We start from the raw sequence: 16,417 nt of genomic DNA on the forward strand, positions 1-16,417 counted from the left end.
GAGTAGAGGGAAAGAATATGCGAAAAAAGGTAATCAGTTTACTCTTAACACTCAGCATCATTCTCGGTGGGCTTCTGCCAGGCATGGCCTTGGCGGAGACGGGCAGTACATGGAACCCGTCAGGGGATGTCTATAAAATCAGTACAGCGGACGATCTGGTGAATTTCCTGAATGGCCTTGAGAAGAATGGTGGTTACAGAGATAAAACCATCCAATTAGAAACAGATATCAACATTGATGACAGCGCCGTCGTTTACGACAGTATGGCGGCTTCTTATAAATTCTGCGGTACCTTCGACGGTCAGGGGCACACCATCTCCTGTACCGAGGACAAGACCACAGGGCTTTTTCAGTCGATGGGGGACACCGGACAGGCTGGCGTCATCAGAAATCTTCGCTTAAGCTGGAGCATTAAGGACGCTGCTGCCAGAAAAGCTTATGGACTGCTGTGCAATACGGTGTATGGCGGTGAAAGCGTCATTGAGAACTGCTTTGTTGAAGGAAAAATAGCAGTTACCGGTGCAAGCTGTAATGCGGGCGGCCTGATCGGGACGCTTGACAGAAATATCAAGGGTCAGCCAACCGTCAAGAACTGTCTTGTGGAGGCAGAAGTCAGCACAACCCTTAATACAGGCGGCCTTAACAGTGTTGGCGCGATTAACGCTGAAAACAGCCTTTTCACGGGAACACTGGAAGGAAAAACTGTGCGCGGGCTCACCCTGGATACCAGTATGGTGACCAATGCTTATTACGACAGTACAAAGGTAACCAATGCGACCTGCAAAGATCCAGGTAAAACCACTGAGGAGCTGATGGTTTTAAAGACCCAGGATAATCTGTATGCAGGCTGGGACGATTCGGTCTGGAGCTTTAAGGAAGGCAGTTACCCGGCCCTCAAGCTTTTTGAAGCCGCTGAGCCCTCGGGCGATACATGGGATCCCAATCCTGCAGATGGCGTCTATAAGCTCAGCACCGCCAGTGATCTGGTGAATTTTATGAATAGTCTTGAAAAAAACGACTATGATGGAAAGCAGGTCATCCTGCTGAAAAATATCGACGCCAGCTCGGCGGAGTTTGAGGTTGCGGCTTCTTCCTATGGGTTCTGCGGTACTTTCGACGGCCAGAGCCATACCATTTCCAGCAGCAGTGAAAAGAACACCGGTCTTTTTAAGGCGCTGGGGAAAACCGGAAAGGCCGGCACTATCAAAAATCTGGGGCTGAACTGGAGCATTAGGGATACAACCCAGTCGAGAGCAGCCTTTGGCCTGCTCTGCAATACCATCTACAGTGGTGACAGCCTCATTGAAAACTGCACCGTGGAAGGTAAGCTGACTGTGACGGGCTCAACCTGTAACGCGGGCGGTCTGATCGGAACGCTTGACAGAAATATCACAGGTCAGCCAACCGTCAAAAACTGTTTGGTAAAAGCCGACGTCGATACAACCTACAGCGTTGGCGGTTTGAACGCAGTCGGCGCGATCAAGGCTGAAAACAGCCTGTTTGTGGGAACCTTAGCTGGAAAGACGATTCGCGGGCTCACCATGAATACCAGCACGGTGACCAGCGCCTATTACGACAGCACAAAGGTGACCGGCGCAGCTTATACAGACCCGGGTAAAACCAGCGAGGAGCTGATGGTTTTAAAAACCAAGAACAACCTGTACAGGGACTGGGACGATTCGGTCTGGTTCTTTAAGGAAGGGGACTACCCCAGCCTGAACCAGTTCGGCTCGGCTGACGGCCTTCTCTCACTTGTAACCAAAGCCAAAGAAATCAGCAACAACGGCGGGCTCTACACGGATGAAAGCTTTACCGCCCTTCAGGCAGCCATAAAAGGGGCCGAAGATTTTACAGCGGCGGGCGATACCTACAAGCAGACCGAGGTGGCGGCACAGACCGAGGCGCTCCAGTCGGCAATGGACGGCTTGAAGTACAACGTTGACCAGCAGATGCTCAAGGACAAGGTAAACGAATATAAAGGCCTTACTTTGAACAAGGATCAGTATGAAGAAGGAGCGGTCGATGCCTTTAACAGCGCCCTCACAAAGGCGGAGGAAACAGCCAATAAGCCAAATCCTTCGGGTGAGGAGATCGCGGAAGCCTACAAAGCGCTCATAGACGCCAAGGATACCCTCGACGCCAAGGAGTATGCGGGAGAGAAAGATAAACAAACCCTGACAGAGACCATCGCGGCTTCTGAAGCCAGCCACCCACAGGTGGATTATACGGCGGACAGTTATAAGGCCTACGCCAGCGCTCTGGAGTCAGCCCAAAAAACAGCGGCCAAGAATCCTTTATTTAAAAAAGAAGCGGATGAAGCCCTGAAGAGCCTCCAAACAGCCGAGAGCACACTGGCCCTGGCGCCAGTCAGCAAAAAAGCTCTGGACAGCGCCATCAGCAATGCGGAAGCTCTGGACAGCAGCCTCTACACAGCCACAAGCTACAATGCCTTTAAGGAAAAGATAGCTGAGGCCAAGGCAGTGTCCGAAGACCCGGCGGTAGACCGCCAGTCCGTAGTCAACGCCCAGGTCGAGGCGCTGAACACAGCGCGGGAGGCACTGGTGCTCGCGGCGGATATCACCGATCTGAAGAATCAGATTGAACGCTCCGCTTATTTTCTGGCACGGCCATACACCGATGAAAGTCTGAACCACTATAAAGCCATGCTGGAAGCCGCAGAGGCCTACAATAACCAGGACGTTCCGGCAGCCAGCCAGGCCCAGGTAAACCAGGCGGCGGCCGACCTGCTTAACGCCAGCGTCCAGCTGGTCACCACGGACCCGGCCAACACCTTCCACGCCGAAAGGGGCGAGTTTGTTATCAGTACCCTGGACGATCTCAACGCTTTCCGCATGTATCTGAATTACTACGCCTTTGACGGTGAGACCGTTGTGCTCAACAATGATATCAACGCCGCGGGTGACGGACTGCTAACCTTGGAAGTGCTCGAAGATAGCTCCGGAAGCGAGTATAATAACCGTGCTTTTACCGGTACCTTTGACGGCCAGGGGCACAGTATCCTGAATTTTCATGATAACCATGTGGGCCTGTTCTATCAGCTGGGACTCCGGGATTATTCTGATGAATACGGAGGAAAACCGGCAGTCGTCAGGAATCTTCATCTCAATGTGAATGTTGATAACATTCCGAAATATTATGACGGGTCAAATCAGAGGTATCGTTACGCGCCGTTGGCCTCAGACTTATACAGCCAGGAGACCTTGGTGGAAAACTGCTGGATTGACGGGCAGATAAAAAATGAGGACGGTTCTGTATATGCTGTCGTCGCTAAAACTTTTATGGGACAGTACCGCAACTGTCTGATTGCCCCCAACATAACAGCAAAGGGTGCGTATGTCTTTTTAGGCTCGAACGAGGGGCTGACAGTTGAAAACTGTCTGGTCAATGGAGCGATTCAAGCAGATCGGATTCTGGGGATATTTGAAGCGTCTTATTCACATGAAAACGTCAAAATAAATAACAGCTTTTATAACTCGGATATCATCGGAGCCTCTGAGGGAAAAGACGCCCAATATGCCAAAGCTGGTGAGGAGCTGAAAAAAGCAGCCACCTTTGCCGAATGGCCAAAGGAAACCTGGAAGATTGTGGACGGCGAGTTCCCAATGCTGCGGGCCTTTACCGACCAGGCGGATACCAGCGCGCTGAGCGCCAAGCTGGACGAAGCTAAAGGCAAAACAGAAGCCAGCTACACACCGGCGAGCTTTGAGGCGCTTCAGACAGCCATCGCCTCCGCCGAGGCGGTGCTGGACGACCTGGACGCTACCCAGGAAGCTGTTGACGATCAGGTACAGGCCCTTCAGACAGCCCTTGACGGGCTCATTGAAGTGCCGGACAAAGCCGGACTGCAGGCTCTGATCACCCAGGCAGAGGCCAGATTGTTGGAGGAAGGCTACACGGCCTCCAGCTATACCGGCCTGCGGACCGCTCTGGAAGCAGCCTCGGCTGTCAATGAAAATCCTGAGGCCAGCAAGACAATGGTGGAAGAACAGCAGACCCTGCTCAACACGGCTTTAGAAGGAATGAAGGAAGCCGCGGACATTACCGTGCTTCAGGCTGAAATCAAAAAAGCGGACAGCTTTGTTCAGAAAAAGGACAGCTACAGCGCAGATTCCTACGCGGCCTTTAAGGCAGCTCTGGAAGCCGCTGGCGAGTTGAACAGCGCGGATACCGAAAAGGATCAGCAAAAAGAAGTCGATCAGGCTGTAGAAAACCTGAAGGCAGCCGAAGCGCGTCTGGTTTTTGTGGGAGACCTGAACCAGCTGCTGGAAGAATACAGCGGCTTAAAGGCGTCGGACTACACCACAGCCGCCTGGACCGAATTTGAGGCGGTGATGGCCAAAGCGTCTGAAACTGCCGCCAAAGGAGACATAACCCAGGAAGAAACCAACAGCACGGCCAATGCCTTAATCGCAGCCAAGGCAGCCCTTGACATGAATAAACTGGGCGATAGGGAGCTTCTGGAAACAGCGGTGAAAGAAGCGAGAGAAGCGGTTAATCCTGAAAATAAGGACAGCTATAAACCAACGACCTACGCGCCCTATGAGGCGGCCTTGGCTGAAGCGGAGACTCTTTTAAAGAAGAACGAGCTGACAGAGACGGAGGTGTCTGAAGCCATCGAAAAGCTGAACACAGCCAGGGACAACGTCGAGCTCAGAGCAGATACCAAAAACCTGCAGGTGCTGTATGACCAGGCAAAGGACAAGGATGAAAAAGCCTATACCGAAGCTACTTACGCCAGCCTGGCACAGGCCATTAAAGCGGCCGAGACAGCGCTTGCAAACCCAGATACCAGCCAGGAAATGGTCGCATCTGCGGAGTCGGCCTTAAGCAAAGCTCTGACAGGCCTGAGGATGCCTGTCAAGGAAACTTTTGACGGTTATGAGGTAATTACGGAGGTTCCGGACGGCACGAAGCTGACAGTAAAAAAAGCCGGAGACATCGGAGCGGTGCAGAACACGATAGCCCAGAAGTACGAAAATGGTACTTTGGCAGCCTTGTTCCACATCACAGCAGAACCGGCCCTGCCCGACGGTATGAAGCTTAAAATCACGCTTAAGATACCGAAAGAAGCCCAGGGTTACGACCGCTATGTTATTTACCACAAGCCTGCAGACAAACGGGAAGAATACCTTGAAAACGTGTCTTTCGACAAAGATCAGAATACATTGACCTTTGAGAGCACCCTGTCGGATTTTGGAATTGTGGGTCTTAAAAATACCCAGGGCGGCGGCCAGCCAGTCAATCCGGATAACACCGGAAACGGCGGCCAGTCCCAGAATTCTGTCAACAGCGCAGGTACTGGAGCCACCGCAGGAGGAACAAAAAACACCAATACCGGTATCGCCGCAGACAACACAGGGGTTTACCTTGCTGTGGGACTGCTGGCGCTGGCAGCCGCAGGCGGCATTGCAGTCAGCAGAAAGCGGATTGGTAAAAAATAAAATAACAAGTTGACCAGAAAGCAGACTTCTGCTTTCGTGTGTACCAAAAGGACACCTAAATCAGGTGTTCTTTTGGTACGTGTAACAGAGATGCTTATCTTTATAAAAGGTTTGAGTACGAAAGGAACATTAATAATGGAAGGTTTAAGGAAAACCAAGCCCGCAAAATGGCTGTGCTTTTTTCTGGCGCTGCTGCTGACACTGACCTGTTTTACCCCCTTTGCCAGGGCAGAGGAAAACACCAGTCAGGAAGCTGGAAACACCGTGCTGGCAGACACTGCACAGCCGGAAGCACAGGCAGTGTCTGAGGAAAAGGGGACGCCGTCCTTAAAGCAGGACGCCGAGGGCAACTACCTTATCGGGTCTGTCGAGGATCTGAATACGCTGAGGGCGGATATTGTCAAGGATATTGAGTATGAAAACGAACACCTGCTGCTGACAGCCGATATTGACGCCGGGAACCTGACCCCTTATCCAGAGCTGCCCCCAACCGATGAGCCCTACACTACAAGCGAAGGTCTCTTCGGCTATATTTTCAGAGGGAAGCTCAACGGTATGGGGCATAAGATTTATAACTTTAAAGACAGCGGCTCCGGCCTGTTTGATGTTCTGGCGCCAGGCGCACAGATTGGTAATCTGACCGTTGAAGCCAATGTGAATTTTACAAAGGACACAAAAAAACTCCGGTCTTCTACTTACGGTGTTATTGCCAACATGATGCCGGGCGCCTGGATACAGCGCTGCGCGACCACGGGTTCTGTCACCATCCAGAGTGATTATCAGGGATATGTAGGCTTTAGTGGAATGGTTGGTTTCGCTAATCCTCCCAAGGAAGCGAACGTCTCCAACAGCAGTGAGTACAAAGGTACTATTGAGGATTCTTATTCCACCGTTGTTTTTACCAACAACACCCAGTCATCAGCCAGTTTTTATGGAATGGGCCCAGGGGTGCAAGTCCTCAAAAACTGTTTCTTTGCCGGGAGCTTTAAGGGCAAGGTTAATAAGGAAATCTCTCAGCCGCTGGCGCGGATGTCGACTGCAAACGAAAATATGGAGAGCTGTTATTTTGACAGCCTAAAGATCAGCACACTGCCTGCAAATGCGCAGGGTGAAAAGGTACCTACCTATAAGATGCGGAGTCAGGAAACCTTTAAAGGCTGGGACTTTGGACAAATCTGGAAAATGGGCGACGATCACCCAGTACTGAACACGGGCTATACCATTTTGAAGGACAAGGTGATCCTGGATACAGAGGTGGTGCTGGAGCCTCGCGTCTACAGCGAAGCCCTTGGCGGTGATTCCACCTTAACCCGTGTGCAGGATATCAAAATAAAGACCGATCTGGGCGGTAATCCACATCAGGTTACCATTGATTATGAGGAGACCCCAGACACCAAAAACACCTTCTATGTTGGTATGATGGGCGATCATGCGCGGGGCCTGGCCCAGTTTGACAAGGTCGAGGTAAAGTATACCGAAAATGATGAGGCAGAGTACTATTTGCCTTCGGATTTTTATAAATACGCTGACCGCAAGCAGGCAGAGGCCTGGGGAAGCTTCACCCAGGATGGGACCGTCCTGTCCGACGATCAAAAACAGGAGCTTATTGACCAGGCTAAAAAGGCCTGCGATTTGATTTTTGACTACAAGCTGGGCAGTACTCCCGATGCGGCGACTGTGGCCAGCGACTCATGGCTTGTTTTTTCTGCGGCGCGTTGTAATTATAAGGTGCCAGATGGCTTCTGGGACCAGGTATACAAGCAGTATGAAGCCCGCTACGCGGCCTATAAGGCGCAGGGACAGGTGGATGGCTTCGACACCTCCGATACCGCGAAAGATGTTCTGGCCATCAGTGCCATTGGATATGATCCCAGAAATGTCGGCGGCTATGACTTGCTGGACGTCATCATTAACCACAGCGGCGACAGGGATTACTTTGCCAGCCAGACAGCTGCGTTCGCCATGTATTCCAACGATTTTGATGAAAGCCAGTACGGCTATAGCATGGCGGACTATGTAAAATCAAAGGTCACGCCCATTGAGGTGGATGCGGACGGCGTAAAGGTTGAAAAAGACCAGGCAGCTGATATGTGGACAATGGCCTGGCAGCCTCTTATGTTTTTCTATGATCCCAACGCACAGGAGGGCAGCGAATGGTATGACCTTAAGCTTTTTGTGGAAGATGGCTTAAACCAGATATCGGCAGCACAGACCTATATGGGTAACTGCTGGGGAGGATACATCAACTCAGCGGATTCTACCGGCAAGCCAAAGTATGATATTACCAACACCTGGACAAACGCCCAGGTTCAGATCAGTGTTGGGCTGGCCGGGATCGACCCCTTTGACGCCCGGTTTGTCAAAAACGGAAATACGTTGATCACACGTGCTGTTTCTTTCTTTGAAGGGGGCCAGGTCGGAGGTGATGTAAAAGGCGGCGAATCCGCCCAGGTAGCACGTGGTTTAAATTCCATTATACGAGCCTATGAACAAAACCCTCATAATTTGTTTGACTGCCGCGACGTTGAAGACTCTACGGTTCAGATTAATAACGCCATTGGCGCTCTGCCGGAGGCGGCAGCCATAACCGAAGAAAAACGCCAGGATTTTGACCAGTGCTGGGAACAGTACAACAAGCTGAACGATACGCAAAAATCGAATATTTCAAATACGAACAAAGAAAAACTGCAGGCCATCTATGAAAAATTCTATCCAGATGAAAATCTTGAGAGTGCTTTGGAGCTTGCGAAGACAGAATTAAGTAAGAGCAATGTGTCTGAAATCTATACTCAGGACAGTATTAACAATCTGAAAGCGGCAGTTGAAGCAGCTGAGAAGGTTCAGAAAGATACCCAGGCGACTTCTGAGCAGAAAGCCGAGCAGGCCAGTAAGCTGAGAAAGGCAGTGGAAGCGTTGGTCACCACGGAAGCGGAGGATATGAAAAAGGTTGAGACTGCCATTGACCAGATCAAACCCTTCACAACCCTTGAAGGCCGTAAGCCGGTAGATACAGCGAAGGACCTTTATGATAAGCTGAAATACGACGAGTCTCGTGAAAGAATTAAAAACAGAGATACGCTCTTGTCCAACGTTACAGCGGTTGAGGGCCTGGAAGCGGCGGGAGACAGTCTTAAAGCAGCTATTGCAGCGGCCAAGGAACAGCTTGCTCAAACAGATAAGTATCTGGCATCCAGCATAGAAGCTGCCAGACAGTATATTACCATCGCAGAGAAAGTAGACGTACAAACATCCACAGTTCAGGAGCTTGCAAATGCTCAGATTACTTTGGAGCGTTATGTGAACGATACCCTCAAAGAACAGCCGGATAAAACGGAGCTGAACAACAAGATCGCAGAGATCACAGAAAAGATGAAGGCTCTCGATGAGAAAGATTATTCTGCGGAAAAGTGGAAAACGCTGGAGGATGCGCTGAGTACGGCAAAAGACGTGGCTGAAAGCAACGATGCTGACGGCGGCGCGGTTACAAGCGCCATTGAAGGGCTGGACAACGCATTTAATGGATTGGAAGAAGATGTGATGCTCGGAGATGTTACAGGAGATGGAAAAATCAATGGACTGGATGTTACATGGGTTATGCAGTACAATGTTGGATCCCGGGCTTTAGATGAAAAGGCTATGAAGGCCGCGGATGTTAATAATGATGGGAAAGTAAATGCTTTAGATGTTACTTGGATTATGCAACATAACGTAGGCTTAAGAACATTTTGAAAGGTGAAAGAATAATGAAAAAACGAAAATTCAGCAAACTAACAGCGATTTTCCTCAGTTTTTGTCTTGTTATGGCTTGTATCTCGCCGGTTTTTGCGGAAGAGAACACCCCCAAAAGAGTAGTTTCCTTAAATATGCAAGGCGGAAACAACGAACAAAAAATCGAGCAAGGGAAAGAGTTTACACTGACCTTGAATTGTGCAGAATCATTTGGTGTTATGAATGCCCAGGTGGTTTACGATAGCAGTAAGGTTGAGTGCGTATCATACGAAACGCCTATAAAGACCGGCAGTAATATGGTTAACGATAACAAAAATATTTCTGCTGTCATGGTTAATATAAGTCAATTGGGTTCTGACATTGTGGCACCTGATACCGTCATCATGTCTATGGTATTTAAAGCAAAAGAAGATGTTACTGGGAAAGTGAACTTTGAAGCTAAAGTCACAGATATGTATTTACTAGATGGCAACCTTGACGGAACTGAAGTAATACCAACAGTTACGAACAATGTAGGAGAGATACTGATCACGGCTCCGCCAACAGACATCACCGAGCTGACCAGCAAAATCGCCGAAGCGGAAGCCGTTGACAGCAGCCTGTACACCGCGGCAAGCTATCAAAACCTGGAAGCAGCCATTGCGGCGGCAAAGGAAATAACCACAGAAAATACAAAAGACGAAGTTGCGGCGCAGGTTAAGGCGCTGGATGATGCCATAAAGCAGCTGGTTAAAGCGGTTGACAAAACGGCTTTAAAAGCAGTCGTCGATGAAGCCAAAACCTACGATGAAGCCCTGTACACACCGGACAGCTACGCGGCCCTGACCAAAGCGGTCGCCGACGCCCAGAGCGTGTTGGACGCGGATCTCGCGGATAACGCGGAAAACCAGAAAACCGTGGCGGACTCGGCTCAGGCGGTTAAGACCGCCATTGCGGCCCTGAGCGCCAAGGGTGACCAGGCGGCGCTGGCGGCCAGCATCCAGGCGGCAGAAGCAGCGCTTGCGCGCGAAGATGTCACCTATATGGACGAAACCAAGGCAAATGTGCAGACAGCCCTGAATGCGGCAAAAGCACTGGTCGGCCAGGAAAATGCCACAGATGCTGAGGTTTCCGCAGCGGTTAAAAACCTGAATGACGCGGTCGCCAAGCTGGTGATTGCAGCAGACGAAAACGCCTTTAACGCAGCGGTTGCGCAGGTGCGCGAAGCCTTCAAGGAAGAAGCTTACACCACCAGCAGCTGGAAAGCGGTAGCGGAAGCCCTCAAAAATGCGGATGCCATGGCAGGTCGGCTGGCAGAAGGCCAGGTGCCGGCAGCAGAAGCGGACAAGGTATTGACCGACTTGCAGAATGCGACAAAGGGTTTAATGGAAAAGGCAACAAAAACCGAAGACCTGACCAAAGCGGTTGAAACAGCTAAAAAATTAGATGAAAGTCATTACACCGCGGACAGCTTTGCCGTTGTAAAGGAAGCCTTAGCCGCAGCCGAAAAGGTTGCCGGAAACCTGAATGACAGCACACAGCAGCAGGTAGATACAGTGGCCACGAATTTGAATGCCGCCGTCTCTAAGCTGGTGACCATCGCCACGGATGAAAAGACTGGTGTAACAGTTAACGGTTTACCAGCAGGTGAAAAGATTATTGTAACGGACAAGATGGCAGATAAAGAAGCATTATCAGAAGCACAAAAAGCAATTGACAGCGCTTCTGAGTTCTCAGATGCTAAGAAAGCGGATATTTTATTCCTTGCAGACATTAAGCCTGAGGTGATTGAAAATGCAGATGGCACCTTTACATTGACAATTCCTCTCACTGAAAAACAGATGGGTTATGATTTGTATTATATTGGTCATAAGGATGAAGAAACCGGTATGTTTATTTGGACTGCTGTAACACCAAAGGATAATAAGCTTACCCTTCAGGTTAAGAGCTTTTCTGAATTTGCGGTGGTTGGTATGATGAAACCGGAAGAACAAAATCCGGGGACTAATCCAAGCGGTGATAATAAGGCTGACACTGTGAATAATGCGACAGGTACGAATGCTTCTGGAAACAACGCGAATACAGGCATTGTTCAGGACGGCAACAGTAGCGTGGCGGTAGCAGTTGGTTTCCTTATTTTGGCAATAGCGGGGCTAATTGCTTACAGGAAAAGATTTAATGCATAGCAAATAAATAAAGGGTGTAAGCCCCTGCTTCCTGGTAACAGGGAGCAGTAACGAATACCCTTACTATAAAGAATTGTTGTATGAGGAGAGAAAATGGAAAACATAAAAAGGAATATATTTAAAGCTTTTACAATTGGATGCATCGTATTAATACTGTCGTGTTTTGTAAATACGGCCACCGTAAAAGCGGACGCGCCGGTTGGAACAGTAACAGTAAGTGTTGAGCGTTTTACTCTGGGGCAAGGATATTTTATTGAGCCGGAGGAAGTTCCGATCTATGCGGGGGATACAGGGGCAGATTTATTGGACCGTGTTTTGGGCGGACCAGATGCTTACGAGACAAAAGAAAATTCCTCATATGGTTTTTACCTGGCAGTTATAAAAAATGCAGATGCTGGTGTCTTGGATATACCTATGTATATTCAGGAAATGAGTGGTTACCGGGTAACAAATGAGCAAAATGACGGCAATAAACATTACCCAGGGCTTGGAGAATTCTCTTATTCTGAAAAATCTGGTTGGATGTACATGGTAAATAATACATTTCCACAACAGGGAATGGGATATTATATTCCAAAGGATGGCGACGTTGTCCGATATCAATTTACGCTCTGGGGAACAGGGAAAGATGTGGGTGATAAATATGATGGCAGTGGAATATTTATTGCAAACAGAGATGCGTTAACGAAGTACATTGCAGAGTTTAACGGACGGGCAGATAAAGATGTGCTTTTATCTATCCAACACATTCAGGATGCTTATGATAATGCTATGAAGATTATCCAGGATTTAACATTGGATCAATCAAGCGTAGACAGTGCTCTTGCGTATTTAAAAACAGCTGTAGATGCACGGAATTTACAGGGAATTAGACTGAACCAGGAAAAAATGAATCTCCAATATGAAACGGAGGGAGAACTTCAGGTGATCTATGATCCTGAAGATTGCAGGGTAGAACAAGGGGTAGTATGGAGCAGTAGTGATGAAAGCATAGTATATGTTGATGGAGGAATTGTGTATGCTACTGGCGTCGGCACCGCCACCATCACCGCCACCCTCGGCGATTTCACCGCCAGCTGTGAGGTCACTGTAAGTGAAGAGAGCGCCGAAAAGCCGCTGCAGAGCATCAGCCTGAATCAATCTGAAGTAAGCCTGGGCAAGGGTAAGACCACTGCGCTCAAGGTCAGCTATAGCCCGGCAGATACGACGGATGACAAAACCGTTACCTGGCGTTCGGACAACGAACAGGTGGCGGCAGTGGACGGAAATGGCCGTATTACAGCGGTGGCCAAGGGTAAGGCTGTGATCACGGCGCAGGTGGGCAGCTTTACCGCGGACTGCCGGGTTACTGTCACAGAGGACGACCCGGTCGATCCGCCGGACATTACCGATGAGGACATTGCCGCGGCCAAGGAAGTGGTTCGGCTGGCGGCGATTCTGAACACCAATGCCAGCCCGTCTCTGGATGAGGTTAAAGTGGTTGAGAATGCCTATAATAACCTGACAAGCGCGCAGCAGTCGCTTTTAACACCAGAACAGGATGCCAATATACAGGTCGCCATTAACAGCGGCTACAGCAAGGTGCTGTCTCGGGTGGTGGCGATATGCGAGCCTGCGGCAGATGCGGTTCAGGCCGTCATCGACAGCGGTGGAAAACCCGACGACCAAAGTCTTTTTGATCTGGTTCAAGCCGAAAAAGCGCTGAATGCCATAGGCGATTACGATGGCTTCTTGACCAAGGATCAGGAAATCTATGATCAGGTTGAAAAGAAAATGAAAAAGGTGACGGGTGCCTTAACGGTGACCAACGCATCGGATAACGGCGTTACCGTTAAAGGGCGTTCCCTGACCCTGCCCTGGACCGTGCAGGTGGTGGCGCAGGCGGTTGAGGTCACAGCAGAGCAGCGGGCTGCCCTCGAGGCGGACGCCCGGTATCTGGAGCCGGCCGTTGAGAGCCAGTATGAAATCAGGCTGAGGGACTTTGCCGCTGCCGAAAGCGCGGACGCCATACCGGAATATGATACCCAGGGCAAGAGCTTTAAAATCACGATGCCCTCCGGCGGTTACACGGCGCCGGGGCTTGGCGAGCACGGCCAGCTGACCCTCCTGCATAACGGCGAGCGCATCGGTTTTGTAGATGAAAAGGGGAATGCTCTGGTCACCTACGATGCTCAGAATAAGCGCTTCAGCTTTTCGACAGACGCTTTTTCGACCTTTACAGTGGTATCCGACAGCCGCATTGCCATTGAAAGCTTTATACTGAGTGATACAGAAAAAACGCTTTTACTGGATATTGCAAATCCCAGCTTTGAACTGAGCGTGTTGAGCTTTAAGCCCTATGATACAACGGATAAAAACAGACTGACCTATACCTCCTCAGACCCGTCCGTGGCCAGTGTGGACGATAAGGGCATTGTCACCGGGCATGTTAAGGGGACAGCAGTGATTACCGCTGAGGTGTGCGGCATTAAAAACCAGTGTACGGTGACGGTAAAGATGAACCGCTATGTGGATTTTGAGAGCTACTGGCCAACCTTCAGGAAGAACAACAGCAACATGGCCATTGTGGACGCCAGCCTGCCAAACGCGGGAAACAACCTGACCGAAAAGTGGATAAACAGCGACATCAACACAGGGGGCAAGCAGATGACTGCCGGCACCCCGCTGGTGGTGGACAACTATATTTTTGTCGCTACCCAGAACAACAAGCTCTACAAGCTGGATAAAAACACCGGCGCTATTGTCAAAGAGGCAAAGCTCGCGAAAAAAGTCGAGTTTTTCTCCTATGCCACCTACGGCGACGGCATGATCTTCGTGCCAGAGGAAGAGGGTACCATTGAGGCCTTTAACGCCGATACCCTGGATTCGCTCTGGCGCACCGAAAGCTTTGGCGGGCAGAGCAACTGCCAGGTTACCTATGCCGATGGTTTTATCTACTCAGGTACCTGGAGCGGCTCGACGAACAAGGGAACCTTTTTCTGTATAGACACCACGAGTAACGGCGAGATTTACCAGACTAATGGTATCCGGCGTGCGCGGTGGGTTTCGGACGATGACGGCGGCTATTACTGGAGCGGCGCCACGGTGGTTGGCGACGCGGTAATCTTCGGCGGGGACTCAGGCGTGGTGCAGTCCCGTAACAAATCGACGGGGGCGCTCATTGACCGGTACGCCACTGGCGGCGTTATCCGTTCGTGTATCGCCTATGACGCCGGAACCAGCGCCCTTTATTTTACAGCGGGCGGCGGCGCCACCGCCAATGGGATCACTGGCGGCGGGAAGGTCTTTAAGCTCGGTGTTACCAGTGACGGGCACTACACAGGAGCTAAAGTTGCCGAACTTCCGGCAGCGTCAACCACATCGCCGGTGGTTTACAATGGCCGTGTGTATGTCACCACTCAGAAGGCGAATGGCTCGGGCCATGAGGAGGATTATAACAAGGCCACGGTCATTGACCAGGGCAATACGGAAAATGGAAAGCTGGCGGTTCTGGACGCGGGTTCTCTCAGCATGATCTATCAGACAGATATCGGCGGCCCGTCCAAGGCCTCACCACTGCTTACAACAGCTTATACGGCTGACGGCCAGCAGACAGTTTACCTCTATATCACGGTAAACAACCACGACGGCGCCATTGTCCGGGTAAAGGACTGGGCAGGTAATACCACGCCGCAGGCCGAGGTGATCTACCGCGCCCCGGGTGATGAGCAGGAATATACCACCACCAGTCTCAACTGTGACGCGGACGGAACCATCTATTACCGGAATGACCGGGGGCACCTCATGGCCCTGACCGGCACCTCGGAGCCTGTCAGAGAGGCGGCGCCTGTTGAAGGGCGTTTGGGAATGCAGAAAGGCAGTAAAGCAGGCAGCGACGGTATGACCGCCAGAGCCTCTGGAAAGACGGCCAGTAAGGCTGAGGATGAATTTAAGCCCTGGGATTTTGACGGGGCCATGCTGCCATACAGCAGAAGTGTGTCCAAAACGCCGTCGGGTAAGGAGCAGCTGAAAAAGGCCGCGGTTGTCCTGGGATGTACGGCGGCTGCCATGGCGGCACTGTATATTACCGGATGCGCGCTCTGGCCGAAGCTGGTTAAGAAGCCATGATGGATAAAGCAGCTGCGGATATCCGCACACAAACGGCAAAAAGAAAACGGACCCTTGTCTCAGCGATGATCATCTTTCTGCTGATCCCCCTGACCATCTGGTTTGGCATCCGGTTTCTGGATGACCGGAGATACCTGTTTATCAGTCTGCTGATTATTCTCTACACAGCCATTCCCTTTGTCATGCGGTTTGAGGGGCGCCGGCCCGACGCGCGGGAGATTGTTGTGATTGCTGTGATGGCTGCTATTGCGGCCTGCGGGAATCTGGCGTTTTTCATGCTGGGACCATTTCAGGCGGGAACAGCGCTGGTGATCATTGCAGGAATATGCCTGGGGCCTGAGGAAGGCTTTTTGACAGGAGCTATGGCAAGGCTGGTCATCAATATGTTTGCCAGTCAGGGACCTTGGACGCCCTGGCAGATGTTTTGCTGGGGGCTTCTGGGCTTTCTCGGCGGGCTCTGCTTTAACAGGGATCAGGAGTTCTCAAAAAAGGAAGTCGATTTTAAGGTGGTCATGGGGCCGCTCATCTGTATCGTGGTATCGCTGGCGCTGGGCTTTGGCATCTGGATTGTCTCAGACGCCCAGGGGCCCTTTGTGGGCTGGTGGCTTTACGGCTTTGGGGCCATTGGCCTGCTGGCCGGGGTGCTGCTCCAGCGCCGCCGCCTGCCCGTGGACCGGCTGACGCTGGCGGTCTTTGGCTTTCTGGCCACCTTTATCATCTACGGCGGTATCATGAACATCGCCGCGCTGGTCATGTCATCCAGTGTTTCCGGCTCTGGCGTGGGCCTTGACTGGGGCTCCATGAAGCTGCTCTATATTTCCGGCGCGCCCTACGACGCGGTACATGGTCTGGGCACCGCCTTCTTTGGAGCGCTGCTTGGGCCGGTGATGATTGAGAAGCTGGAGCGGGTAAAGATTAAATTCGGCCTGTATCATTAAAGGCCGAAAACAATAA

Annotated in this window: 5 protein-coding genes; all 5 read left to right on the forward strand. The window is 50.9% G+C overall.

Annotated elements, in window-relative coordinates:
* Positions 1-17 precede the first annotated feature (17 nt).
* The 5 genes from BUC22_RS19070 (at position 18) to BUC22_RS19090 (ending at position 16,401) form a co-directional block, all read left to right on the forward strand.
* Positions 18-5,462: an AAA family ATPase gene (locus tag BUC22_RS19070; RefSeq protein WP_073383485.1), complete on the forward strand. Its 5,445-nt coding sequence runs from the start codon at positions 18-20 to the stop codon at positions 5,460-5,462.
* A gap of 135 nt (positions 5,463-5,597) precedes the next feature.
* Positions 5,598-9,191 carry a dockerin type I repeat-containing protein gene (locus tag BUC22_RS19075; protein ID WP_073383487.1) on the forward strand — a complete coding sequence of 1,198 codons (3,594 nt, stop codon included), beginning with the start codon at positions 5,598-5,600 and terminating at the stop codon, positions 9,189-9,191.
* A 14-nt stretch (positions 9,192-9,205) separates the two neighbouring features.
* Positions 9,206-11,356, forward strand: a complete 2,151-nt coding sequence (locus tag BUC22_RS19080) for an FIVAR domain-containing protein (protein ID WP_073383489.1) — start codon at positions 9,206-9,208, stop codon at positions 11,354-11,356.
* A gap of 93 nt (positions 11,357-11,449) precedes the next feature.
* Entirely contained in the window at positions 11,450-15,463 is a 4,014-nt protein-coding gene (locus BUC22_RS19085) for an Ig-like domain-containing protein (protein ID WP_073383492.1), read from the forward strand.
* A complete protein-coding gene (locus BUC22_RS19090) occupies positions 15,460-16,401 on the forward strand; it encodes an ECF transporter S component (protein WP_073383495.1) in 942 nt (313 codons plus the stop codon). Before BUC22_RS19085 ends, BUC22_RS19090 begins: the two co-directional genes overlap by 4 nt.
* The last annotated feature ends 16 nt before the right edge of the window (positions 16,402-16,417 follow it).

This window comes from Eubacterium callanderi, assembly GCF_900142645.1.
In the GTDB taxonomy this organism is placed as follows: domain Bacteria; phylum Bacillota; class Clostridia; order Eubacteriales; family Eubacteriaceae; genus Eubacterium; species Eubacterium callanderi.